The sequence below is a fragment of the Chryseobacterium viscerum genome (assembly GCF_002899945.2).
GTDB classification, from domain to species: Bacteria; Bacteroidota; Bacteroidia; order Flavobacteriales; family Weeksellaceae; genus Chryseobacterium; species Chryseobacterium viscerum.
This window is the reverse complement of record NZ_PPEG02000006.1, coordinates 207,865-233,975: the sequence shown is the minus strand read 5'-3', so window position 1 is coordinate 233,975 and position 26,111 is coordinate 207,865. Positions and strand designations below refer to the sequence as shown.

The following is a 26,111-nucleotide window of genomic DNA, read 5'->3' as shown; positions in this document are numbered from 1 at the left end:
GCTTTTCGTTGAAAATGTATACATATACCAAGCTATGAACCTTTAGATGAAAATTTAAAACCAATTAATAATCAATGAAATTAATTAAATTCTTACCTTTTTTACTGTTACTATTCTTGTTCAGCTGCGGGAAACTGGCCACAACTCCGGAAGATAAAAAATCTGTCGACGAAATTCAGAAGTTCTATGGTGGCTATGTCCAAACGATGAAAGGAGTGCAGACTTTGAACGGAAAAAGTAGTGATTTTTTTGAGGTGGAGATTAAAGACAGCAAGCTGATCAATAACCAGCCTCAGAGAGCGATATCGAATGCTGCCAATATTGCCTTTATCGTTTTTCAGAATCAGAAACCGGGAAACTATGATGTGATTAAAACAAAATTACTTTTATCTGATGGTGCCAGTTTTGCAAAATCTTTTACCCAAAAAGAATTGCAGGAAGTAAAAGAGATATATCCGGAAGTTGAAAAGGTCAATTCATTTCTGATTAATAAAAACTACAACGGAATTTTTGAAATGTTTGATCCTAAATTTAAACCTGATGAAAAATTTGCAAATGAAAAGCTTTCTGAAATGGATTCTAAAATGGGGGCAATAAAAAGAATACAGTTTCAGGGGTTTGAGTTTATAAAGGATTCCAACTTAGGGGATATAGTGGTCATGAGAGAAGTAGGCCAAAGAGATCAGCTTTTCCCTTTTATCAATATGGCATTCGACAGAAAAACAAAAAAAATGTTGAATATTGAGTTTCCATAAAATAAATACCTATCAACTCTTCGGAGCTTGAGAGTGATTCAAAATAAAAAGGCTGTTCAATGCGAACAGCCTTTTGTTTTATAGATTCATAAACAATTTCGGATTAATCGGAGTATTGTTTTTGTGTACTTCATAATGAAGATGAGGACCTGTAGAACGTCCTGAGTTTCCGGATTTAGCAATCACCTGACCTACTTTTACTTTATCATTTACTTTAGATACAAGCTGTGATAAGTGTCCGTAGAGCGTAGCCAATCCGTTTCCGTGAGAAACAATCACGCAGTTTCCATAGCCCCCTTTCTGTCCGGAAAAAATAATTGTTCCGGCAGCCGCAGCTCTTACATCAGAACCATAGGCAACAGCAATGTCCAGCCCTTTGTGGAATTGCATCTGATCCGCTTCAGCAGGTGGATTATTTTTTTTAGCAACTTCAGTTTTGGTTGTTGCAGTTCCTGCAGCCATTTTTGTAGTGGCAGGAGTAGAGGCAGCTGCCACAGGAGCGGCTTTTGGAGTCACCATCACTTTTACTTCTCTCTTATTTCCATAGCTGTCTGTAAGTTCTATGATCTTCTCAACAGGTTCAGCTTTTACTTCAGGTTTTGAAGCTGCAGCAACTGCTGGTTTCGCTTCCGCTGCCGCACTCTTCTTTACCGAAGCGAAAACAGTTTTGAACGGAATCGGATTTTTTCTCACTCCGAAGTTTGAGGAAATATATCCGTCTGTAGGCATACCTAATGGAACCTGCATCAGTTTTTTCTGAAGATCCATCAGATATTGGCTGTAGCGGTTTGCCTGTTTGGAAAGATAAATAGAATTTGAAATACTGTCCTGGTCGAGCATCATCAGTTTTTCGTTGGTAATGTCTTTGGACTTCAGGAAGGAGTTGAGTTGAGCAACTGTCTGATCTACGAGAGTAAGATCAGTTTTCATTTTTAGATAATCTACACTGTCTTTTTCAGTGTTTATTTTTACAAGATTGACTTCGTAGGTTTTGTCGTCTCTTTCAGAAAAGAGCTTCGCAATGAAGACACCCTGTGCAAAAACTACTAGTAAAAGTCCTCCCAGGAGAATGTTTACGTTCTTCTTGCTGCTTAGAAATTTTTTCATATTTCTTCTCTTAGTAAATTTAAAACGGTTTTGAAGCTGCAAATTTAATTAAAAATAATCTTTGCTGGTTATTTTTAATTAAAATTCACTTTTTTCTGTATTTAACGGTTAATTAGCTATTTAATTGTGTTGAAGTGTTAATTTTTTCAAAAAATGGCTTTTATCATAGTTTCAAAGCCTCCGTTACGTCATTGTTTTAATATCTTTGCAGTTCACATTCCAATTATGGCTAAAAAGAAAATTATTTCAGAATCTTCGAATCCAAAAAAGAATAAAAAGGATATTTCTGTAGGAGTTGTAGGGAGCGGAAGTTTTGCAACCGCAATCGTAAAAATGCTTGTTGAAAACTGCAAAGTCGTACACTGGTGTGTAAGAAGTGAATTTGTAAAAGGAGCCATTGAACTTCGTGGACACAATCCGACTTATCTTACCGCTGCTCATTTTAATCTCAAGAGCTTGAAACTGACAACAGATATCAATGAACTGGTTTCTGCCTGCGATGTTGTTGTTTTGGCAACACCATCTATCTACCTGTCTGATACGCTGGATAAAATGACTTGTGAATATTCAGATAAAATTTTTATTTCTGCAATTAAAGGGATTATTCCTAAAGTAAATGATGTAGTTGCCCATTATCTGCGCGATGAATTTAAAATTGGTTTCAGAAATCAGGCGGTTATTGCCGGACCTTGTCATGCAGAAGAGGTTGCTATGGAAAGACTTTCTTATCTTACCATTGCTACGGTAGAAGATGAAACTGCCGAAAAGCTGGAAGGTATTTTCAGTTCAGACTTTATCAAAGTACAAACAAGTAAAGATATCTTAGGGAATGAATACAGTGCTATTCTTAAAAATATTTTTGCAATTGGGGCGGGAATCGCAAGCGGATTAGGTTATGGAGATAACTTTACGGCTGTTTTTGTTTCCAATGCGATCCGTGAAATGGAAACCTTTCTGGAAGCCATCTATGAAGCACCTAGAGATGTGAATGAAAGTGCTTATCTGGGTGACCTTTTGGTAACGGCTTATTCACTTTTCTCAAGAAACAGAAACCTTGGGAACCTTATCGGAAAAGGATATACCGTGAAGTCAGCAATTCAGTCTATGAATATGGTGGCTGAAGGATATTATGCTGCAGATTCTATTTATAAAACAGCAAAACAGAAAAATCTTAAACTACCCATTATAGATGCAGTATATGCAATCCTTTATGAAGGTAAAAATGCTGAAAAACAGTTTAAAAAACTGACTGCAAAATTGAATTAAAAAAAACAGAGCCTTGTAATTAAAGCCCTGTCTGAATATAAATTATTAAGCTTAAGCATTTCTAATGCTTGAGCTTTTTTTATTGACCCATCTTAGTAATCACCAATGATAATGAGGATCTGATATTAAGATTGTTGGCAGTATAGCCATTTCCAGGAGAATCAAATTCAAATTTCTGACGAATGGTTGTTGGAGCAGCCAGTGTTAAAAAGTAAGTTCCCTGAAAGAAGGTAAAAGAACTTGATAAAAGACAGATTCTGTTGGTTTCAGTAATCGTTGCGCTGGTGCTGGCATTAATCAGATAAGACCTTGTACAGGTAAAATTTTGTCCAAGATACTGGGTGTTTGTTCCGCTAACGAAGGTTCCGCTTCCTGAGTCTACAGAATAACGAACAATATAGTTCCCTGCTGGTAATGTAATCGTAGAATTATCCGCGGCAAGTGATGCACCAGTAATTTTATTAGATGTTACAGCAAAATTGGTGAGTGTATTATTGGTACTCCCTCCGGGAATCAGTACTCCAGGACCTATAAGCAGAGACATATTCTGAGGCTCACTTCCTGCAATAAGGGTACGCTGCCATTGATTCCTTACCCATACGTAATATCCTTTCGGGTACGTGGAAGCGCCTCCACTATTATAGATCATAAGTCCGTCTGCCGGATTAGCTACAGGAGTGGAAGTACTGTTAAGAACAATAAGGTCATATTGTGGAAAAAGAACCCCTTTGTTCGAAGAATTGATGTCCAGAACACTGCTTGTATTGGGAGTGGTTGTGTTGATACCAACTTGTGCATTCGTATAAGCGCTGAATAATAGTATACAGACAGTATATATATATGTTTTCATTGTGTTTTAATTATTGGTTAAGTGCTGATCTTTGAATGTCAAATTTCGCATTGGTAATAATGATCTCTCCATTATTTGGAGCTGTTCCTCCGGCTCCATTCTGATAAGTTCCCCCATCATCATGAGCAATGGCAGGTACTAGAAGGATAGGGGATGCCGAAGTCGTTACAAACGAAAAACTCATATTCAGTGTGTGCGTTTTATTGTTGGCAATAGATTGTGCATTGATGCTGATTGTTTTACCATACTGACTTCCACTCACAGGATCTATAAGTTTTACCAGATACTGATGCAGATGAACCTGAGTTCCTCCGATTCCGCCTGTTGCACTTTCAAGAGCTGTTCTGATATTCAGACATACATTCATCAGATAACCGCTGTTTCCGGGAAGAGTAATCACACCTGTAGAAGTATTATATAAAGCTCCAATATCATTGGACACAACAGTAAATGCCGCATCATTGAAATTTTTGTAAGTACCATTGGCTAAGCCGCCTAATACAGGATAATCAGTGGTACGCTGAAGCATCATATAGCTTACCAGATTATAAGTGTCTGACAATAGGGTCCACATATTATTTTTCCAGATGTAAACACCAGGACTGATAGAATTTCCTTTATTATATACAACAAGTCCTTCTGTTGGGCTGTTTATCGGTGATGTGTTGCTCAGTACATCTACAATATCCACTCTTGGAAGAAGAACTCCCTTATTGGTTGATGAGGATACATCCAGGACAGCAGAATTAGTAACTGTGGATTTTCCGATAGCAACCTGTGCATATATGGTCTGTGCTATGATCAATAATAGCAGGATATAACTTTTTTTCATATTCATTGTTTTAAAGCTGAGATATTTTAATATAAGATCCGGCTGGGATTACATTCACAAGATCGTAGAATGTGCTGTTTTGCATTCTTCCCAGATTTAACCTTAGTCCTCCTATGATATTCGCATTGGCATTACTAGGAACAGTATAATAAAAAGACCATGTAGCCAGGTGGTTGGTACTTACTTTTGAAACAATAGGAACCTCTTTTCTGGTGGCACTTCCTCCTGTAAAGACATTCGTTGTATTATTATAGCTATCGTTGATGAAATCAATAAAATATCCCATCAGATAATAAGTACTTCCTGAAAGTGGAGCAGTGCTGTTTACCCCTGCAGGGACTTCCTGAGGTGAGTTTAGATTCAGATTCACCTCTACCAAATAATTTCCCTGTGGAAGGATCAAAGAGTATCCTCCTGAAGTGTTCGGAAGTACTTTAAATCCACTGATGTTTGATACCCCGGAAACAGCTGGATTATTTACCAAAAGCTGGGTGCTGGCACCTGCCACTGCATTATCCAACGCAGATAAAGAACCTGTAAAATCAAGGTAAGCTATCTTCGGTGTATTTTGAGCATCAATTGTACTCTGCCAGGAGTTGGTCGTACCATTGAAAACATGCAGGGCCTTGTTATTGCTGTTAGTTCCGCCATTAAATCCAATAAGTCCATTGGCAGGAGAGGCAACTGGAGTGGTTGTGCTGCTTAGATTGGCAAGATTCAGATTGGGAAAGAGCATTCCTTTATTGCCGCCTGAAACGACTACTGTAGGCGCTACTGTATAACCACTTCCTCCGTTGTTGATCGTAATGCCCGTAATGACTCCTCCTGAAAGAGTAGCCGTAGCACGTGCTTTGGAGCCTCCGTTTACAACAGGTCCTCCTCCATAAAAGTTGACCGTAGGCGCTGAGGTATAGCCACTACCTCCGTTGTTGATGGTAATACCGGTAACTGCTCCTCCTGAAATAGTTGCAGTTGCAATGGCTGGAGTTCCGCTAAAGTTTTCAATGTGCAGAATAGCACTGGGATCTGGGGTGGACGTGTTGATTCCTACACTTCCGCTTTGGGCAAATGTCGCGGTTGCAAACAATGTACCCAAGAAGAGAATAATTTTCATCTTTAGTATGTTTATGAAATAAATTTAAATTAAATACTTATCAGAATATGTATTAATTTAATTGAAAGGTACATAAAAAATATGATTGTTTTATGGCTTGCATATAGATTTACATCGATTAAATTAAGTATTTGTCAATAAAAGGTGACTTTATTTATATCATGTGTAATTGTTAATCACTTATTATTGATAAATTATAATACCGTAAAAGTTTATGGTTGCGGTATTTATTGCTGTGAACTTAAATAAACTTAAAATTTTATGAAATTTTAACAGTGAAAAGTGAATTAATTATTTACTAATTAGTGAATTAAAAAAAATGAAATTTTAATATTTTTTTAATGAGAATCTTACTGTTATTAATCATTTCAATGATTCTTTATTGAAATTTTCCATGGTTTTGGGTTGTGTACTTAAGAAGTATTTTCAGAACAAAAAATAACATGTTAAAATCGTTAAACGCGTTCCGGTTTTTAAAACTTTTCCCGAAATTTGAAGTAAAATTTAAAAGTTATGTCACAATCGCTTACAAGCAGAACACCGAAACCTAAATATGACGTTGTACTGATAGGCGGCGGAATCATGAGCGCCACTTTAGCAACACTGCTTCATGAATTTGATCCAAATCTTGAAATTGCCATCTTCGAAAGGTTAGGAAGATTTGCCAAAGAAAGTACAGCAGCATGGAACAACGCCGGAACAGGGCACTCTGCTTTTTGTGAGCTAAATTATACCCCCGAAAAACCAGACGGGTCTATTGATATCTCCAAGGCAGAAAGCATTGCGGAACAATTTGAAATCTCAAAACAGTTCTGGGCTTATCTACTTACCAAAGGATATATCCAGGAACCTAAAGAATTTATCAATTCCTGCCCGCATATGAGCCTGGTATTTGGAGAAAAAGATGCTGAATATCTTAGAAAACGCCACGATAAAATGGCAGATTCTGTTCTTTTTTCAGGAATGGAATTTTCAACAGACCACGAGAAACTGAGAGAATGGATTCCTCTGGTGATGAGTAAAAGAAATCAATCTGAAGTAATGGCGGCAACGAAGATGGATATGGGGACAGACGTAAACTTTGGAACACTGACAAGAAAAATGGGAAGACACCTTCTGGAAGATTCCAATGTAGAGGTTTTCTTATACCATGAAGTAAAGGATGTGAATCCTAGAGAAAATGGCCAATGGGAAATGAAGATCAAAGACAGAATCCACAGCCACAAACAGGAAGTGGTGGCTGATTTTGTATTTATCGGTGCAGGAGGATATGCACTTCCGCTGTTAGACAGTTCAGATATTAAAGAAAGTGAAGGCTATGGAGGTTTCCCGGTTTCAGGACAGTGGCTGGTAAGCCATAATCAGGAGCTGGTAGAAAAACACCAGGCTAAAGTATATACACAGGCTACGGTAGATGCACCTCCGATGTCTGTTCCACACCTTGATCTTAGGATCATTGATGGCGAAAAAGCCCTTCTTTTTGGACCTTTTGCAGGATTCTCCACCAAATTCCTAAGAGAAGGAAGTTACCTTGATCTTCCTGAAAGTGTCAACACGAAAAACTTAAAATCACTTTTTGGTGCATGGTGGCATAATATCCCTCTGACGAAATATCTGATTCAGCAGGTGGCCATGACAAAATCTCAGAGAATGCAGCATTTGAGAGAATTCATCAAAGATGCGAAGGAAGAAGATTGGGAATTGAAAGTGGCAGGACAGAGAGTTCAGATCATTAAAAAAGATGAAAAAGAAGGAGGAAAGCTGGAATTCGGAACTGAAGTCGTGGTAAACAAGACCGGGACTATTGCTTCTCTATTAGGAGCTTCACCAGGGGCATCCACAGCAGTATATGCAATGCTGAATGTTCTGGAAAAATGCTTCCCGGAAAAACTTAATGGGGAATGGAAAGGAAAACTGCTTGAAATGATTCCTTCATATGGACAAAGATTAGCAGGAAACCCTGAATTGACCGATGAAGTGAGAAATTATACAAAAGAAAAATTAGAATTAGAATATTAACATCAGTAATGAACAATGAGTACGATAGTTTACTCATTGTTCATTATTTATTATTGATAAAAAGGTGGAAGAAATAATTGTAAAGCCTGTTATTGCAAAGGAAATCCTGGAATCTCTTCAGACGAAAATAGAAGAGGAGAGGCAGGTTATTGTACATTGCTGTTTCCCGGCATCTCCGTTTTTAGGAAATCTGATCAGGATCTGGCATTCAACCTATCTTTTTGACAAGCAGTCTGAGCATAGAAGTAAGATGATTCATGCGGAAAATATATCCATCTCTCCGTATTGGACACCAGTTCCTTTTATGAAAGACTTTTGGTTTACCCTAATATTTTCAGGGCTTCCGAGAGACTGTAAAAGTTTTGACTTAAAAGAGGTTATTCCTGAGGAAGGAGGCTTTTTTGTAGAATCCATCAAAAGAAATTCTTCAGACGTTTATCGTGTGAAAATATCAGAATCTTATTAATATGAAAGTAAGGGAAGAAAAGCTGGAACAGATTATTCATTGGGCTGAAAACAATCCTGATATCCGTGCTGCGCTCCTTACAAGTTCATTGGTAAACCCTTATGCTCCTGTAGACGATTTAAGTGATCTTGATATAGAGCTTGTATTTGAAAACAGAACATCTTATGAATCCGGGAATGAATGGATTCAGCTTTTTGGTGATCCCATTTCTATGATTGAGGAAGATGACCATGTTTTTGAGGGAAAGCATGCTATGAAAATGGTTTTGTATAAAGACCATGTGAAAGTTGATTTTAAGCTGTATCAGGTATCAGACTTTATTGGAGAAGTGAATGAAAAAACCCTTCCTGAAGATTGGGATGTAGGCTATAAAGTTTTAATAGATAAAGATAATCTGACTAAAAATCTGAAGCCCCCAACGTACCAGTCCATCATGATTCAGAAACCAACGGACAAAAAGTTTCAACAGCTGATGAATGATTTCTGGTGGGATACCACCTATGTGGCAAAATGTCTTAAGCGTGGAGATATTTTTTATGCCAAATTTATGTCTGAAAATGTTTTACGAACAGACTATCTTGTTCCTTTGATAGAATGGTATATCGCCAGCCATCATAACTGGAATCATATAACAACGAACAAACACGGAAGACTTTTCAAAAAATATCTGCCCTCAGATTTATGGAATAGAATTGAAGCCACTTTCTCCGGAAGTGATATTGATGAGAACTGGAAAGCTTTGTTTAGTTATGCCGATCTGGTACATGAATTAGGAAGTTCTTTGGCAGAGAAACTTAATTGTACCTATCCGGCAAAGCTGGAAGCTGATATCAGAAATTACCTTACCGAAATACAATCTATATCTTAATTTTAGACAAATTCATTCTGGCCGATGAGGTTCTCCATACAATATTCTGCGATGGCAGTAATCGTAACAAACGGATTGACACCAATTGTTCCTGGAATTAAGGATCCATCCAATACATACAGATTCTCATGATCTTTTAGCTTTCCATACTCATTGGTAGCTTCACCCAGGACACATCCTCCAAGCGGATGATAACAGATATCTGCCCCAAAACCATTATTGAAAAGCAAATGACTTCTGGTGCCGCCATTGGCTTTATTCATTTTCCGTATGAAATATTGAGCGTTTTCTTTCATTTTGGCCGTATTGCTTTCATCCCAATTCAAGGTCAGGGATTGGCTGGATTTATTGTAGGCAACTTCCCCTTTTTTATCCACTCTGTTGATCAGTAGGTATAAAGCGGTAGCGACATCCATTCCCATCGGTAAAGGGGCAATTTCCGTGAAAAACGGATGTTCCGGATCATCCCAGTTGTCAATTCCGCCTACCGGAATAGTAGATTGCTTAGCCCCCGTACCGCCAGATAAAGGTTGCACCCAGTTTCTGCCGGTCATAAAATTTCCGTTGTTTCCCCAGTTTTTCCCGATCTTTTCATGAACAGGGAAGCCATTCTCAGCATTAGACTGAAGCAAAAGCTGTAAAGTTCCCATAGTTCCTGCAGAAAGAATCAGCTTTTTACAGTGGAAAACTTTATCGGCAGCCAAAGCGCCTGAAGTATCGATCTGCTGGACATTTAATGTATAGCTTTTATCATCATTAAGCTGGATCATTTGTACACGGTGAAGATCAAGAATTTCCAAATTTCCGGTTTCCAGTGCTTTTCTCAGATAGGTTTTATCTAAACTGTTTTTCCCGTAATTGTTCCCATAGATAACTTCAGTATTGAGCGCTGAGCGTGGAACTTCATTCCGGAACTCTTTTTCCATATATTTAAAATCATATACATTCGGAACTCTGATGGTTTTAAAACCGGCCTTATGAGCCTCTTCTTCACCTACCCGTGTGAACTTATAATAAGGACAGTCTTTTAAAAACTGTTCATCAATGACATTTACTTTCAGTTCTTCCCTTACCAGAGGAAAGTAATGACTGTAAAATTTTTCAGCATCAAGGTCAGGGAAAACTTCTTTGAAATAGCTCTCTTTCGGGGTTACAGCCATTCCTCCGTTCACCAGCGAACCACCGCCGACCCCTCTTCCTACCCAGATATTAATGTGATCAAAACTCAGACGATCCAATGTTCCGGTAAAAGGAGTTAAAGAAAAAATATTCATGAAAGGAGCAATACTTTTCTTTTTCAGCCATGCAGAACTTTTTCCGGGTTTCAGAAGATTAGAAAACGGGATTCCTGCTTTTTCCCAGTTAAGACCCATTTCAAGCATCACGACCTTTTTTCCGGCTTCACAAAGACGTAAGGCAGATACAGCTCCTCCATATCCGCTGCCAATGATTACAATCGGAACATCAGTATTTTCTTGTACCCTACTATTTCTTCTTTCTGCAGCATGAAATAATTCGGATTGAAGAAAATAAAAACCTGATATCATCAATGCACTTGTCTTAATGAATTTTTTCCTGTCCATGAACTTTGTTTCTCAAAAAGTATGCTACAGCCAGAGACGCTTGTTTTATTTATTACAGATTATCTTTTTTTATTACAATTTTAACTTTTGTTGTTACGAAAATTCATAGTTTTACTTATAATTTTATACGTATGAAAAAATATATAGTACTCTTTTTACTTCTTCCGTTATGGGCTTTTTCTCAAAAAAAGGTTTCAAAGGAAGAGAAAGAAGTACAGAAATTTCAGAAGGAACTTAATGCGGAATATCGCAATCCAAAAGAAACTCCATTAAGGAGAGATAATTTTAAAAACTTTAAAGGACATCCTTTTTTTCCTTTTGATACGAAATACAGAGTAACTGCGAATTTTGTTAAATCAGAAGATACCAAGCCTTTTGAGCTTCCCACTTCTTCAGGGAAAACAAAATCTTATCAGGAATACGGAAAAGCAACATTTACATTAGACGGGAAAGCTTACACTGTCACTTTATATCAAAGTCTGGCTTTGATCAAGCAGGAAAAATACAAAGACTATCTTTTCCTGCCGTTCCGCGATGCTACCAATGAAAAAGAAACGTATGGAGGAGGAAAATATATGGATCTTAAAATACCGAAAGGAAACACTATTGTGCTGGATTTTAATCAATCCTATCATCCTTTTTGTGCTTATAACGCTTACGATTACAATTGTCCCATTGTTCCGGAGGAAAATAAACTTCCCGTGGAAATCCGTGCAGGGGTAATGTATGAAGATATTTACCATCACTAGAATTATGATACATTTAGAATTCTTTAAAAAAGAAGACCTTTCCGGGGTCAGCTATGTTTTGGATGAAAATCAGATGAAGTTTACTGCAACAGCTCAGCAAGCTTTACAAAGCATCAGTGAACGGGATGACGAAGATGCATTTCCGGTGACTATATTTGAAAATGATCTTCCTGTTGGTTTTTTTGTACTGGATTTTGGAAAAGATAAATTTGAACTGACAGATAATGAAAACTCTGTCTTAGTACGTTCCTTATCTGTGAATCCTCAGATGCAGGGGAAAGGAATAGGAAAATCTGCTATGATGAAAGTGAGTGATTTTGTGAAGGATCATTTCAATTCCTGCAACGAAATTGTACTTGCCGTAAACCAGAAAAATGATTCTGCTTACCATATTTATCTTAAGTCCGGATATATCTATGACGGTAAAACAAGAATGGGAAGAAGCGGCCCTCAATATCTGATGTACAAAAAACTTTAATAAAATTTTAAAATTATAATTTTTCATCTGCTGATATCTTTCCATAACTTTGAGTAACATCAAATTATAAAACATGGAAATATCACTTCAAAATCAGGTGGCTGTGGTCACAGGAGCTTCCAGCGGAATAGGTTCGGGAATTGCAAAATCATTAGCTGAAGCAGGGGCAACAGTCATCGTCAATCATTCATCGGAAAGGTCTACAGAAGAAGCCAAAGCTGTTTTGAAAGAAATCACGGATGCCGGAGGAAAAGGAATGACCTATCAATGTGATGTTTCCAAGGAAGATCAGGTAGTCAAAATGTTTCAGGATGTTGTTTCAGAGTATCAGACTGTAGATATCCTTGTGAATAATGCAGGGATTCAGAAAGATGCAAAATTTACCAAAATGACTTTAGACCAATGGAATGCCGTTATCGGTGTCAATCTGACGGGGCAGTTTCTTTGCGCCAGAGAAGCCATTAAAGAATTTCTACGCCGGGGAATAGATCCTTCACGTTCTATTGCTTGTGGAAAAATTATCCACATCAGTTCGGTACATGAAATTATTCCATGGGCTGGGCATGCCAATTATGCGGCGAGTAAAGGAGCGGTCAGAATGCTGATGCAGACTCTTGCTCAGGAATATGGTGCAGATAAAATCCGTGTCAACTCTATTTGTCCGGGGGCTATTCAGACTCCTATTAACCAAAATGCGTGGAATACCCAGGCAGCCCTCAATTCACTTCTTACCTTAATTCCTTATAACAGAATCGGACAACCGCAGGATATCGGGAATTTGGCTGTATTTCTGGCCAGTGATCTTGCTGACTATATTACAGGAACCAGCATTTTCGTTGATGGTGGGATGACTACGTTTGAGAGCTTTTCTACGGGAGGGTAAAGTTCAAGGTCTAAGATTTAATGTTCAAAGTTCAAAGTTTTTGGACTATTGTCATCGGTATGTGAACACTTTTACAACGAGACAGAATATCATCCATTGCTTATTACTCATTACTTATAATTATCGTATATGTCAGAAAAACAGAGAATTTCAGATATTTCATGGAAAAAGTGGGGCCCTTACGTAAGCAACCGTGAGTGGGGGCTTGTTCGTGAAGACTACAGTGAAAACGGAGATGCCTGGAATTATACCAATCATGATACAGCAGAAGCCAAAACATACCGTTGGGGTGAAGAAGGCATATGCGGAATCTGTGATGACCTTCAGAAGCTTGTATTCTCTGTGGGATTCTGGAATAAGAAGGATAAAATGGTAAAAGAACGTTTCTTTGGACTGACTAACGGCCAGGGAAATCACGGTGAAGATGTAAAGGAATATTTTTATTACCTGGATTCTACCCCCACGCATTCTTACATGAAAATGCTGTACAAATATCCTCAAAATGCTTTCCCTTACGAAGATCTTTTAAAAACAAATGCAGAAAGAGACAAAGAGGAACCGGAATATGAATTGATTGATACCGGGATTTTTGATACCAATGAATACTTTGACATCTTTATTGAATACGCAAAAGAAAGCCAAAATGATATTTTAGTTAAGGTAACAATTACCAACAAATCTGAAAAAGAAGCGTCCCTTGTCATATTGCCGATGATCTGGTTCAGAAATACCTGGAATTGGGGATATGATGACTATAAGCCTCAATTGTATGCAGAAGATGCAGACCACATTAAAGTGAATCATCAGGATATAGACATTAAAAATGTATATGCAAAACAATCTTTAAAGACTCTGTTTTGTAATAATGAAACCAATAATGAAAGGCTCTATCATTCTTCCAATGAATCAAAATACTGCAAAGACGGGATCAATAATTTTGTAATGACTGGAAATTCTCAGTCTGTAAATCCCCAGAATATTGGAACCAAGGCTTCTTTTTTTATTGATGAAGATTTTAAAGGAAAGGAATCCAAAACATTTGAATTCAGATTGTCAGATAAAGACTTAAGAGAACCCTTTGGTGATTTTGATATTCTTTTTGAACAAAGGAAGAAAGAAGCAGACGAATTTTATACTGAAATCCAGAAAGGAATTTCTTCAGAAGATGAAAGACTGGTCCAGAGACAAGCTTTTGCAGGAATGCTTTGGAATAAAATGTTTTATCATTACAATGTTGAAAAATGGCTGAAAGGCGATCCTGCCGAAATAGTACCTCCCAAATCCAGGGAAAAAATAAGAAACTACGGCTGGAAGCACCTTAATAATGAACATATTATTTCCATGCCTGATAAGTGGGAATATCCTTGGTATGCAACCTGGGATCTGGCATTTCATACCATCAGTTTTTCATTGATTGATCCGGATTTTGCAAAACATCAACTGAAACTTTTCCTTTTTGAATGGTATATGCATCCCAACGGGCAGCTTCCTGCTTACGAATGGGATTTTAGTGATGTCAATCCACCTGTACACGCATGGGCTGTTTTCAGAGTCTTTAAAATTGATGAATATTTAAAAGACAAACCAGACCTGGAATTTCTGGAAAGTGCTTTTCAGAAGCTACTGATGAACTTCACATGGTGGGTTAATAAAAAGGACCTCAATGGTAACAATATTTTTGAAGGAGGCTTTTTAGGTCTTGATAATATTGGTGTTTTTGACCGGAATTCTGTTTTACCAAACGGAGAACAGCTGGAACAGTCGGATGGGACAAGCTGGATGGCTATGTTTGCCCTGAATATGATGCGGATTGCATTGGAGCTGGCACTTTACAATAATGTGTACGAAGAAATGGCCACGAAGTTTTTTGAACATTTTCTGTCGATTGCCCATTCATTGGATAATATGGGAGATGAAAACTTTAGTCTTTGGGATGAAGAAGACGAGTTTTTTTATGATGCGATAGCTTCCAGCGACGGAACTCATATGTATTTGAAATTAAGGACTATTGTAGGGCTTATCCCGATGTTTGCCGTTGAGGTTATTGATGATGAAATGATTGAAAATCTCCCCAATTTTAAAAAAAGAATGAAGTGGGTATTGGATAATAAACCTGAGCTGGCTTCTTTGGTTTCAAGATGGGAAGTTAAGGGGCAGGATTCCAAACACCTTTTATCTTTGCTTCGGGGACATCGTTTGAAAAGATTGCTGAGCAGAATGTTGAACCCGGGCGAATTTTTAAGTGATTATGGAGTAAGAGCCTTATCCAAAGAATATGAGAACAAACCCTATACTTTAACATTGAACGAAACGGATTACAGAGTGAAATATACCCCGGCAGAGAGTGACAGCGGACTGTTTGGAGGTAATAGTAACTGGCGAGGTCCGATATGGTTTCCTATTAATTTTTTGATTATCGACAGTCTTCAGCGGTTTTTCTTCTACTACAGTCCTGATTTTTTGGTGGAATACCCTACAGGAAGTGGAAACTATTCAAATCTGGATCAGATTGCCGATTCTTTGAACGGAAGGCTTGCAAAGATTTTTTTAAAGGATGAAAATGGAAAACGCCCCGTTCATGGGCAGTATGAAAGATTTCAAACAGATCCTGACTTTAAAGACTATATCTTGTTCTATGAATATTTTCACGGGGATAACGGCTGTGGAGTAGGAGCTTCCCATCAGACAGGATGGACGGGGCTCATTGCCAAGATCCTGCAGCCGAGATTCTCTAAAAAAGAAATTGCAGAATCTGAAACTGAAATGCCGGATGATGTTGAAAAAACAAAAGAGTCATAAAAAAAGTTTTGTTGATTGGTAAACCGGCTTTCTGAACTACTCAAATATCTGTTGTATTATCTCCAATGAGGGCGGAGTTTTGAAGTCTGTGATATGATAATGATAATACACTAAAAGGCTGTCAAGAAAATCCTTTCTCAATGTAGGGTGTATTTTTGTGGCATAAAAGTCTTCTGCGCAAAGGGCTTCTTTCCATAGCGTGGAAATTTCTTCACTGAACAGCTGATGGCTGATGACTAAGGAGAAAGTTCCGGTTTCCGGATCTAAAAAATGTCCATCACTCAGCAATGGTGCAACTCCCTGGATTTTTAAAAAAGCCAATAAAAAGAGCAGATGTGCCTGATAATTTTTGTTGGTTAATTCATTGATCAAATGATCAATACTGAAATAGATGGGAATATTTTTATTTTCATGTTTAAGGATATGGCTCAAAAAATCTGAGATAAAGAAAATAACAGTATTGACCTTTATATCCGTATAAATGTCATTGTTTTTTACCAGTTCAAACTTTGAAACAGATGGTATGCCATTTCCCCTAGCCGGATTTATAGAAAAACTAAGCTGGCTCAGCGGTTGCAGCAGGGCTTTCTTTTTGTTCTTTTTAGAATAAATTCCTTTTAGAAAATAGCTTTGAAAACCCTCTTCCTCTGTAAAACAATGCAGTACAGCATCATTTTCTCCATATTTTATAAATGAAAGTAAAAAACCGTTTTGTGAATTCATTAATTAACCACTCCTATTTTGGCTGTAGCTTTGTCTGATCCGTCTTCATTGGTCATCAATACAAAGTAAATTCCTGAAGCTACTCTTGTTCCCTTCTGATTGTTCAGATCCCATTCATAATAACCTCCTCTGGCTACTGCAGAGTGTACTACATTTCCTGCTGCATCTACGATTCTTATATTGGTTTTTTCTGCAAGGCCTTTTATCGTAACTTTTCCTTTAAAATTAGAATATACAACAGGGTTAGGATAAACCATAACATCTCCAAAATTAGAAGTTACATCTGCAACATCTCCCTGGTAGGTTACAATACCATTATATGTTACAAAATATACCTTACCTGTTTTTTTGTCAACTTTTATATCGGTAACACTGTTTGTAGGAAGTGGAGAATTTTCTTTAGTGAAATGTTTTATTGTTCTCTGACCATCAGAAGATAGGTAATATACACCACCACCATCAATAGATACCCACTTGTAATCTCCAGCATCTACAGCAATCTGTAGAATAGCTGAATCTCTGAAAAGCTCTTCCCCAAGACCATTTTGCTCTATGACTATAGGTTCTACTTTAGGCTGTGAACTTTTTATTTCAGATGCTGCATTCGGCATTATTCTTAAGCCTCCATCTGTACCAATCCATGCGTCTCCGGACTTGTCAAATGCTACTGATAATATTCCTCCTGAACTACTAAACCCATTAGAAGTACCCAAAATATAATCTGTATCATCAGAAAGGTTGGTTGCATTTTTATAGTCATACACCCAGAAGTTATTAGACCTCGGGAGTGGAGTCCATAACATATTTTCGTGGAAAACAGTTTTTTGTATACCATCACTGGCAAGAACAATTTTCTTGATGATAAAATCATCAGCTGCTTTATCATAGATTCCCATAGAAGGGTTTCCATCATTAAATCCAAAAGAAACAAAAAGGTTGTTCTGGGTATCTGTAGCAAAACCTACAGGACGTCTGTAGTAAGGCTGTGCACCAAGATTATAATATTTTACCAGCTCAAAATCTTTGCTTGTGGCATTGTATTTCATTCTATATACTCCATTATCAAACATGGTATAATTGGTGAATAGCACCTCATTATTGTTGTAAGGACTTATAATAGCATCTAATACATTGATTTGTTTTGGATTATTAACAAAGAAAGAAGGATAGACCCATTCTGTACCATTGAAATAGTAAAAGCCAGGTTTTTTAGGATTATTAGTAGGGAAATTATAGTTATCTAGTCGTGCCCCGGTAGAAACAAGCATCTGATTATTATCAAAAAGATTAATAGTATAGGCAAAATTGAGGTAGGGTCCTGATGGTTTAAAAGTGGTATTGCCCTCATCCTTTATCCCGGATAATACAGTTCCACCAAAGATTTTTCCACCAGCTGTTAGTGCTGTATTACACTCTTCACCAAGGCTTACCGCATTTTGTGCTACTCCGTTTATACCATAAGTGTAAACTCTGTTATCGGTAACAACAATACTATTCGAGGTAATAACTACATCGCGGATGTTTCCAAAGCTTGTGGGAAGCTGTGTAGGAGTACCATTGTTATAAATATATGCTGCTGTAGCATTAGAATAAACTAATTCAGATTCTGAATCTATGTGTTTGAAAGCTCCCGGAACTTCAGTTGTCCATGTTGAATACACCGGAAAAGTAGTATTCATTTGATGGCTTTTCAACCCTGTATTGGTTACAGAATATACTTTGTTTCCGAATATGGTAGCTTCATTACTTGCTTCATAAACCCCACCATTCAGGAAAAATGCAGAATCTCCAAATTCTTTATTGTTCAGATTAAATATGGAAAGTCCATAGCCTGCAGATATGACAGCCTGATTTCCGGTTATGGAAATATGGTTGATTTTTTTATTTCCATTATAGCCTGTAGCAATAGGAATATCAACAATATATTTGATTTCCTGCGGAGTAATGACATCCATAGAACCGTTTTCATAACCCACAAGTCCTATCTTAGTCTGCGGATTATAATCGAAAGCTGTTATTCCAATATTGTGCAGTCCATTGGCTTTGGACAACTTCGTAATTTCCCCTGTTGATATTGTATAATAGAATATTCCGTTTTCTGTAGCGGCAATGATTTTCCCATTGTCTTCTTTCATTGCTAAGACATTGTTATAGGAAAATAGATCTGCCCATTTTTTCGATGAAATGACCTGCGCTTTTGTAAACTGCAGGGATGCTAAAATACCAAGAGAAATTATTGAGAGTTTTTTCATATTATGCGGTTATGCTGCTGTCTATTACCTGATTATTCCAGGAAATATGCTGTATGTTTTTGTTTGTATCAAAATAAAAATCTATTCTACCTAAAAGAAGACCTGCCCATCCCACTTGATTCACTAGGACATTTTTGCCCTTTCTGTTGGTATAGGATTGAGGCTCCGGTAAGAATGTATGAGTATGGCCTCCCAGGATAATGTCAATATTTTCTGTACTGGCCGCTAAAATTTTATCACTTATTTTATTCGGTTCATCTTTATAATCGTAACCGATGTGGGAAAGACAAATCACCAGATCACATTTCTGATCATTTTTCAGGAAATTTGAATAATGCTGTGCAACATCAATAGGATTGGAATAAACGGTTTCTCCATACTGTTTTTTACCTACCAGGCCATCCAGCTGAATACCCACTCCAAAAATCCCTACTTTGATTCCATTCTTGTTGAATATCTGGTAAGGAGAGGTTTTCCCGTCGAGAATTGTATTTTTAAAATCATAATTGGAACAGATAAAAGGAAACTTCGCATGAGGAAGTACCTTTAAAAATCCATCAAGGCCATTGTCAAAATCATGATTTCCCATGGTAGAGGCATCATATTTCATCATGGACATTAGTTTGAACTCCAGTTCTCCTCCAAAGAAATTAAAATAAGGAGTTCCCTGAAAAATATCTCCGGAATCAAGAAGCAGTACATTGCTTTCCTGATTTCTGATTTGCTGAACTAAGCTGGCTCTTCTTGCAAAACCTCCCTGATTAGGATTTCTTGTATAGCTTTCATCAAAAGGCTCTATTCTGCTGTGCTGGTCATTGGTATGAAGGATAGTCAGTTTATTTGCAGATTTTAAGTCAAGAATTTTTAACTCTTCCGCCATCATCATATTGGGAGCTAAAGCCATTGCCAAAGATCCGCCTCCTATTGCTTTTAAAAAACTTTTTCTATCCATTATTTCTTCCCGATAAAATTTAAACGAACATCCGTGTTAGCTACCACTTCAGGAGTTTTCTTAAAATAATCGATAAATAAATCTCTCATTTTAATTCCTGTTGCAATAGATTCTCCTTTTGCAAAGAACTTCATATTGTCTCCTCCTAATGCAAGATAGTCTGAAGTGGCAATATAGTAGTCTTTAGCCGGATCTACTGTTTTGCCGTTGATTAAGGATTTAATGATCTGTCCATTCTTTGTTTCAATGTATAAATTAGAAACAGGATTATTGACCTGCGTTTTCGCATAATACTCAAAAAGGCCCTGTAAATCTGCTCCTTTCATTTTCACAATAACCACCTCATTTTCGAATGGCATTACTTCAAATACATTTTTAAGTAAAATATCTCCCTTCCCAATGGTAGTACGGATTCCTCCTATATTGATCAATGCAGCATCTACGTTTTGTGTAAGATGAGTTTTTATCCATTCATTACCTCCTTCAAATGTATAGTCTGCTAAAAGATTGCCCAGATTGCTGTTATCACCCTGCTTGGTAAGATCTACATTGGTATGAGAGATCTTCTGGTTCATTTCTTTATCCAGTTTCTGCTTATAAGGTTCAATAAATTTTACAAACTCCTCATCATTTTTTAGCTCATTATTAATAGAAATATTTTTCTGAGTCTTTACATTCACAAGCTGCGGCACAGAAGCCGTTTTGCATGCTGTAAGGGACACCAGAGTAATTCCCAGTAACAAGAATTTATTTTTCATAATCTCTTTTAGTATATGCAAATATAACTATATGTATAATAAAACATTATTATTTATTACAAATTCTTACTGTAAATTATTAAATTTGACAAAAATAATTCTAACAGATGAGCATTTTAAAAGGAGTAGGTGTTGCGTTGGTAACGCCCTTTAATGAAGATTTATCCGTTGATTTCGATAGTTTAACAAAACTGGTTGAATACAATATCGAAAACGGAACCAATTATTTGGTTGTATTGGGAACAACGGCAGAAGCCGCAACGCTTTCTGCAGAGGAAAAGAAACAGGTAATTGAGCATATCATTAAGGTGAATAATAAACGTCTTCCTTTGGTTTTGGGAATTGGCGGAAACGATACTCTTGACGTCAAGAAACAGATCGAAGAAGCAGATCTTTCTGCATTTGAAGCCGTACTTTCAGTATCTCCATACTACAATAAACCCAATCAGGAAGGTCTTTACCAGCACTATAAAGCTTTAGCTTCCACAGGGAAGAATATTATTATTTATAATGTTCCTTCCAGAACCGGGCAGAATGTAGACGCAGATACGACTCTTCGTCTTGCAAAGGAATTTCCTAATTTATTTATGATTAAGGAAGCTGCACCCAATATTTTACAGTATTTTGATATTCTGAGAAAGAAGCCTGAAGGGTTTTCTTTGGTTTCCGGAGATGATGAGTATACATTACCAGTAACGCTGGCCGGAGGAAATGGGGTAATCTCTGTAATTGGGCAGGCATATCCTAAAGAATTCTCTACCATGGTACAATTAGCTTTCGATGGTAAAGTGAAAGAGGCTTATGAAATTCACAATAAACTGGTTGATATTACCCGTTTAATTTTTGCAGAAGGGAATCCTTGCGGTATTAAGGTAATTTTGACTGAAAAAGGAATCATCAAAAACTATTTGAGACTTCCTTTAGTAGCTGCTTCAGAAGGTCTTTACGCAAAAATTAAAGCTGAAATGGCAACCATCTCATAATGGATTGAGAAAAATGAATTTTGATATTGCTTTAAAATTCAACAATGCATTATTGAAAATATAAAAGGTGAAAAGTTTAGGCTTTTCACTTTTTTTAATCATCATAATATAATAAATCATGAAATTAAGACAGGCAACAGCAGTCGATATTCAGCTAATCCAGGATCTGGCACGCAGATCATGGGAAAATGCTTATGCAGATATTCTTTCCAAAGAGCAGATGGAGTATATGCTTTTTGAAATGTATTCTGAAACCGAAATTCTAACTCATTTTCAAAATCCTCATTACCATTATTATATGATTCAGGATGAAAACAGTGATAAGTATGAGGGATTTATCGGTTACGAGCATAATTATGAAGAGAATACCACCAAGCTTCACCGTATTTATCTTGTCCCGGAAAGTAAAGGCAAAGGATTTGGTAAAAAAGCACTTCAGTTTCTAAATGAAAAAGTTTCTGAAAACGGAAACCATAGAATTGTTTTGAATGTCAATAAATTCAATTCTGCCAGAAACTTCTACGAGTCCCAAGGATACAGGGTTTATGATGAAGGTGTTTTTGATATTGGGAACGGATATGTGATGGATGATTACCTGATGGAATTTCTAATTCACTTATAATTGACTTAAAATTTTGTAACTTTATCCTGTAATTCTATAACAAGTGACTTCTTTTTTTGAATCATCTTTGCTTCAGAACCAAATCACTTATAACAATACATTCATATGCTTGGTTTTGAGCTGACTCAGCTTTTTATCAGTATATTTTTTTCATCCTTAGTGTTTAAATTCCTGTATTCAATAATACAGGAGTTTTTGCGTATATACGTCAAAATAAAAAAATCTACACCTATTTCACATTTAATTGAAATAAATTATTATATTTACTAAAATTAAAAGGCTTATATATACTAGGATGAAAATGTATGTTAAATTTGATTTCAATGCCCTTTGCAAAAAGGTATTGGACGAGAAACTTAAAGAACACGGACTGAAGTACAGGTTGCTGAACTTCGGTGAGGTAGAATTCTATGAGCCCCTTACACAAGAACAACACAATCTTTTTAAGCAAAATCTTGAAGAATACGGTATTGAGATCATAGAAAGTCAAAAAACCGCTCTGGTACAAAAAATAAAAGATGCTATTGTGGAACTTGTCTTTTCTAATGAGATCATACCGGTAAAAGCATCAATATACATTTCTGAGAAACTGAATCACAGCTATGGCTATCTTTCCAATCTATTTTCGGAAGTTGCTTATACCTCTATAGAGAATTTTATTATTCTGCAAAAGATAGAGCATGCGAAAGCTCTCATCATAAGAAATAAGCAAAGCCTTACAGAAATTGCCCATAAACTCAACTATTCGAGTGTGGCACATTTGAGTACCCAATTTAAAAATACAACAGGAATCACTCCCTCTCAGTTTCAAAAGATTATTGGAAGACGAAGAAGAGCCCAAAGCACGGCAATAAACCCTAAAATGCAGTATGAATAAAGAATTTCTGAACGTAATAGTAGCAGATAACGATGAAAGCACTTTGATTTTTTTTAAAAATATTTTGAAAGAGTTGAAAATCTCTATAAAAGTTCAATGCTTCAGCAACGGAAAAGATCTTATGAAATATCTGAATAATGAAGATGCTGTAATTCCCGAGCTTGTTTTCATAGAATATACAATTCCCGGAAAAGAATGTATGGAATGTCTTGAGGAAATTGATTCAAATGTGAAATTCAACAATATGGTAACGGCCATTTTTTCTGAACCGATTTCAGAAGATGAAATTGAAGATATTTTTGTAAAAGGAGCCAATATTTATATGAAAAAACCAGAGTGTTTTGAAAGGTTTAAAAAAGCTCTTACAGATATTATTACCATCAATTGGCAGTATCATACTTCAGGATTGAATAAAGATAATTTTATTTTGAAAGTATGATGTATAAAGGATTTATTAATTCAATATTAAAAGAATGTAAATCATATTTGATGCATACTATTCACAAATAAGTGAAAATTTTATAACTAATAATTAAAATAATATAAAAGGCATCCGAATTAATATTCTGACATTTGTAAAAGTAAACTCAGACACAAATTTCATTATATAGAAAAAAGATACTCATGAATGAGAAATAATTGTTTCTAAAAAACAAAATTATATAAATCACGATGTTAGTTAACAAAATGAATTATACTAATTTTCCAATTTTAAAGCACAGAAGATCTTTAAACAAAACGGTACAATCATGAAAACTTAAAGTAGTTGGAGATATTTTTTATTCGTTTCATTCCCTCATCTCCACTTAAACACAGTTAGTTTTTATAATAAGCAAGTTGGAAAAAAATAATTCATTTTGTTTTTTTATAAATTTATTTTAATAGTTGCGGCCTTACCTTATTCAAATAATATATTTTATATAAATATTTTCACACCACATCACAAAATATTAAGCCAAGACTATTAAAATAAATTTTTTATAGACAGACCAAAAGTAATTTCTTCTAAATAACAGTTTTATAAGGGGGCCGCAGGAAATTTTTTCTGCGGTTTTTTTATGATATTTTACTCCACTTATTTTTTCCTTTGTAGTATCTGATATAATAGTTTTTGATAATCAGATTGTCTGGTCTGGAAAGCATAGGATCAGCTTCCAGGATTTTTTCTACCGTATTTTTTGTTGTTTTAATGATCGCCGAATCATTAATGAGATCAAGTCTCTTAAAATCTACCACACCACTTTGCTGTGTACCCAGAATATCTCCGGGACCGCGAAGCTGCATATCTACTTCAGAAATCTTAAAACCATCATTTGTTTCAGTCATTGTTTTGATACGGGTTCTGCTTTCCTTAGACAATTTATCCGAAGTCATCAGAATGCAGTAGCTCTGCTCAGCACCTCTTCCCACACGCCCTCTCAGCTGATGAAGCTGCGAAAGCCCGAATCTTTCAGAACTTTCAATCACCATTACAGAAGCATTGGGAACATTTACCCCAACTTCAATCACTGTAGTTGCGACCATAATTTCGGCTTTTCCGGAAGCAAAATAAGCCATTGCAGCATCTTTTTCATCCGGCTTCATTTTTCCGTGAAGCATGGTTACGTTGTATTCTGAAAAATATTCCATGACGTGTTCCAGCCCCTCCATCAGATTTTTATAATCCAACGTTTCAGATTCTTCAATGAGTGGGTATACAAAATAGACCTGTCGTCCTTTTTTTATTTCATCTTTACAGAAGTTGTAAACATATACTCTGTCCTTTTCACGTCTGTGAGCGGTTATGATTGGTTTTCTTCCCACCGGCATTTCATCAATGACGGAAACATCCAGATCAGAATAAAAACTCATTGCCAGGGTCCTTGGGATAGGAGTAGCAGTCATTACCAAAATATGAGGAGGAATTTTATTTTTTGCCCAAAGCTTAGCCCGTTGAGCAACTCCAAATCTATGCTGCTCATCAATGATGGCGAGTCCAAGGTTTTTAAATTTAACCTTATCTTCTAAAACAGCATGGGTTCCTACTAAAATAGAAAGGGTACCGTTTTCAAGCTCTTCATGTATAATTCTTCTCTCTGCTGCTTTAGATGAACCCGTCAGAATGCGGATATTGATCCCTGTCTTTTCTAGCAGTTCTTTGATTCCGTTATAATGCTGTTGGGCAAGAATTTCTGTGGGAGCCATCAGACAGCTCTGAAAGCCGTTGTCCATGGCGATAAGCATAGTGAGCAGCGCTACCATCGTTTTTCCGGAACCTACATCTCCCTGCAAAAGCCTGTTCATCTGAATCGGCCTTTTCATATCCATACGGATTTCCTTTAAAACTCTTTTCTGAGCATTGGTAAGCTCAAAAGGAAGATAATTCTCATAAAAATCATTGAAATGATCCCCTATAATAGGAAATGGGTTACCAAAAGACTGAGTCTTATGATGAAGTTTTTTTAAGCCATATCCCAACTGAAAAAAGAATGATTCTTCAAATTTTAATCTGAAATCAGCCTTGTCAAAATGTTCCATATCCTTCGGAAAATGAATATTCAGAAAAGTGTGCTGTCTTGACATGAATGTAAAGGTTTTCATCAGGTATTCCGGGAAATTTTCTTCAATAAGATTCGGGATCTCTTTGCAGATATTTCGTAAGGCATTTTGAAAAAACCGTTGATTCAAACCTCTTTTGGTCAGTTTTTCAGAACTTGGATATATGGGTTTAAGCCGTGTATCACCTTCTTTACTTTCTTCTGCTTCTATTTCCGGGTGCGGCATAGAAAACTGACGGTTGAAAACATTGATCTTTCCAAAAATATAAACCTCTTTGTTGATAGGAAGCTGTTCTTTCAGCCATTTTGAATACTGAAACCATACCAGATCCATACTGCCGGTGTCGTCATTGAATTTTGCAGACAATCTTTTAGTCTTACCAGTCTGGATTTCCTGTACCTGAGTAATTCTTCCCTTCAGTTGTATTTCCTGGCTGCTTTCTTCCTGAAGCTGAGATATCTTATAAATCTTGCTTTTATCCAGATAGCGGATAGGATAGAAGTTGAGCATATCTTCTACAGTAGATAAGCCTAACACACTTTTGATGAGTTTGGCTCTTTCAGGACCGATGCCTTTGACGTATTCTATTGAGGTATTAAGTTCCAGATAATAATTTTACAGTGCGAATATCGTTAAA

At 36.6% G+C, this 26,111-nt stretch carries 23 protein-coding genes; 13 read left to right on the top strand and 10 right to left on the bottom strand.

All coding sequences use genetic code 11. The features are described from left to right. Positions 1-74: 74 nt before the first annotated feature. Positions 75-755 carry a hypothetical protein gene (locus tag C1634_RS15530; protein WP_103233621.1) on the top strand — a complete coding sequence of 227 codons (681 nt, stop codon included), beginning with the start codon at positions 75-77 and terminating at the stop codon, positions 753-755. Between the two features lie 78 nt (positions 756-833). On the opposite strand, the gene C1634_RS15525 is transcribed toward C1634_RS15530, so the two are convergent. Beyond that, positions 834-1,862, bottom strand: coding sequence for a M23 family metallopeptidase (locus tag C1634_RS15525; protein ID WP_103233627.1), 1,029 nt, complete (start codon positions 1,860-1,862; stop codon positions 834-836). Positions 1,863-2,087: 225 nt separating this feature from the next. Between C1634_RS15525 and C1634_RS15520 the strand changes: the two genes are divergently transcribed. Then, the gene (locus C1634_RS15520) at positions 2,088-3,128 is read left to right on the top strand and encodes an NAD(P)H-dependent glycerol-3-phosphate dehydrogenase (RefSeq protein WP_103233622.1); all 1,041 of its coding nucleotides are present in this window, start codon (positions 2,088-2,090) and stop codon (positions 3,126-3,128) included. Positions 3,129-3,207: 79 nt separating this feature from the next. Here C1634_RS15520 and C1634_RS15515 read toward each other — a convergent pair whose 3' ends face one another. Genes C1634_RS15515 through C1634_RS15505 form a run of 3 tightly spaced genes read right to left on the bottom strand, consistent with a single transcriptional unit; the run spans position 3,208 to position 5,924 of the window. Further along, positions 3,208-3,978, bottom strand: coding sequence for a hypothetical protein (locus C1634_RS15515; protein WP_103233623.1), 771 nt, complete (start codon positions 3,976-3,978; stop codon positions 3,208-3,210). 10 nt (positions 3,979-3,988) lie between these two features. Beyond that, positions 3,989-4,810, bottom strand: coding sequence for a hypothetical protein (locus C1634_RS15510; protein WP_123921472.1), 822 nt, complete (start codon positions 4,808-4,810; stop codon positions 3,989-3,991). 10 nt (positions 4,811-4,820) lie between these two features. Further along, positions 4,821-5,924, bottom strand: coding sequence for a hypothetical protein (locus tag C1634_RS15505; protein ID WP_103233625.1), 1,104 nt, complete (start codon positions 5,922-5,924; stop codon positions 4,821-4,823). A 513-nt stretch (positions 5,925-6,437) separates the two neighbouring features. On the opposite strand from C1634_RS15505, the gene mqo reads away from it, so the two are divergent. The 3 genes from mqo (at position 6,438) to C1634_RS15490 (ending at position 9,277) form a co-directional block, all read left to right on the top strand. Next, positions 6,438-7,943, top strand: coding sequence for a malate dehydrogenase (quinone) (mqo, locus tag C1634_RS15500; protein ID WP_109738724.1), 1,506 nt, complete (start codon positions 6,438-6,440; stop codon positions 7,941-7,943). Between the two features lie 64 nt (positions 7,944-8,007). Then, positions 8,008-8,409: a hypothetical protein gene (locus C1634_RS15495; RefSeq protein WP_103233227.1), complete on the top strand. Its 402-nt coding sequence runs from the start codon at positions 8,008-8,010 to the stop codon at positions 8,407-8,409. 1 nt (position 8,410) lies between these two features. Further along, positions 8,411-9,277, top strand: a complete 867-nt coding sequence (locus C1634_RS15490) for an AadS family aminoglycoside 6-adenylyltransferase (RefSeq protein WP_103233226.1) — start codon at positions 8,411-8,413, stop codon at positions 9,275-9,277. Positions 9,278-9,279: 2 nt separating this feature from the next. On the opposite strand, the gene C1634_RS15485 is transcribed toward C1634_RS15490, so the two are convergent. Next, the gene (locus tag C1634_RS15485) at positions 9,280-10,860 is read right to left on the bottom strand and encodes a GMC family oxidoreductase N-terminal domain-containing protein (protein ID WP_103233225.1); all 1,581 of its coding nucleotides are present in this window, start codon (positions 10,858-10,860) and stop codon (positions 9,280-9,282) included. Between the two features lie 131 nt (positions 10,861-10,991). Between C1634_RS15485 and C1634_RS15480 the strand changes: the two genes are divergently transcribed. From C1634_RS15480 to C1634_RS15465, 4 genes are all read left to right on the top strand, one after another. After that, positions 10,992-11,609 (top strand): DUF1684 domain-containing protein, encoded by a 618-nt coding sequence (locus tag C1634_RS15480; RefSeq protein WP_103233224.1) that lies wholly within the window; start codon positions 10,992-10,994, stop codon positions 11,607-11,609. A gap of 4 nt (positions 11,610-11,613) precedes the next feature. Continuing rightward, positions 11,614-12,087: a GNAT family N-acetyltransferase gene (locus C1634_RS15475; protein WP_228410089.1), complete on the top strand. Its 474-nt coding sequence runs from the start codon at positions 11,614-11,616 to the stop codon at positions 12,085-12,087. Positions 12,088-12,160: 73 nt separating this feature from the next. Continuing rightward, a complete protein-coding gene (locus C1634_RS15470) occupies positions 12,161-12,970 on the top strand; it encodes a glucose 1-dehydrogenase (RefSeq protein ID WP_103233222.1) in 810 nt (269 codons plus the stop codon). 129 nt (positions 12,971-13,099) lie between these two features. Then, entirely contained in the window at positions 13,100-15,769 is a 2,670-nt protein-coding gene (locus C1634_RS15465; RefSeq protein WP_103233221.1) for an MGH1-like glycoside hydrolase domain-containing protein, read from the top strand. A 36-nt stretch (positions 15,770-15,805) separates the two neighbouring features. Here the strand turns inward: C1634_RS15465 and recO are convergent, their stop codons facing one another. Genes recO through C1634_RS15445 form a run of 4 tightly spaced genes read right to left on the bottom strand, consistent with a single transcriptional unit; the run spans position 15,806 to position 20,454 of the window. Continuing rightward, positions 15,806-16,492: a DNA repair protein RecO gene (gene recO / locus C1634_RS15460; protein WP_103233220.1), complete on the bottom strand. Its 687-nt coding sequence runs from the start codon at positions 16,490-16,492 to the stop codon at positions 15,806-15,808. Further along, the gene (gene porZ / locus C1634_RS15455; RefSeq protein ID WP_103233219.1) at positions 16,492-18,744 is read right to left on the bottom strand and encodes a type IX secretion system anionic LPS delivery protein PorZ; all 2,253 of its coding nucleotides are present in this window, start codon (positions 18,742-18,744) and stop codon (positions 16,492-16,494) included. Before porZ ends, recO begins: the two co-directional genes overlap by 1 nt. A 1-nt stretch (position 18,745) precedes the next feature. Next, positions 18,746-19,696, bottom strand: a complete 951-nt coding sequence (locus C1634_RS15450) for a bifunctional metallophosphatase/5'-nucleotidase (RefSeq protein ID WP_109738723.1) — start codon at positions 19,694-19,696, stop codon at positions 18,746-18,748. Then, positions 19,696-20,454, bottom strand: a complete 759-nt coding sequence (locus tag C1634_RS15445; protein WP_103233217.1) for a 5'-nucleotidase C-terminal domain-containing protein — start codon at positions 20,452-20,454, stop codon at positions 19,696-19,698. The genes C1634_RS15450 and C1634_RS15445 overlap by 1 nt, the downstream gene beginning before the upstream one ends. A 107-nt stretch (positions 20,455-20,561) precedes the next feature. Here C1634_RS15445 and dapA point away from each other — a divergent pair, with 107 nt between their 5' ends. From dapA to C1634_RS15425, 4 genes are all read left to right on the top strand, one after another. Beyond that, entirely contained in the window at positions 20,562-21,437 is an 876-nt protein-coding gene (gene dapA, locus C1634_RS15440) for a 4-hydroxy-tetrahydrodipicolinate synthase (protein ID WP_103233216.1), read from the top strand. 118 nt (positions 21,438-21,555) lie between these two features. Then, complete coding sequence (locus C1634_RS15435; protein WP_109738722.1) at positions 21,556-22,059, top strand: GNAT family N-acetyltransferase; 504 nt, start codon at positions 21,556-21,558, stop codon at positions 22,057-22,059. 295 nt (positions 22,060-22,354) lie between these two features. Continuing rightward, entirely contained in the window at positions 22,355-22,936 is a 582-nt protein-coding gene (locus tag C1634_RS15430) for a helix-turn-helix domain-containing protein (RefSeq protein ID WP_103235692.1), read from the top strand. Continuing rightward, positions 22,929-23,375, top strand: coding sequence for a response regulator (locus C1634_RS15425; protein WP_109738721.1), 447 nt, complete (start codon positions 22,929-22,931; stop codon positions 23,373-23,375). Before C1634_RS15430 ends, C1634_RS15425 begins: the two co-directional genes overlap by 8 nt. A gap of 617 nt (positions 23,376-23,992) precedes the next feature. On the opposite strand, the gene recG is transcribed toward C1634_RS15425, so the two are convergent. Beyond that, on the bottom strand, positions 23,993-26,080 hold the full coding sequence (recG, locus tag C1634_RS15420; RefSeq protein WP_103232625.1) for an ATP-dependent DNA helicase RecG: 2,088 nt from the start codon (positions 26,078-26,080) through the stop codon (positions 23,993-23,995). Between the last annotated feature and the right edge of the window lie 31 nt (positions 26,081-26,111).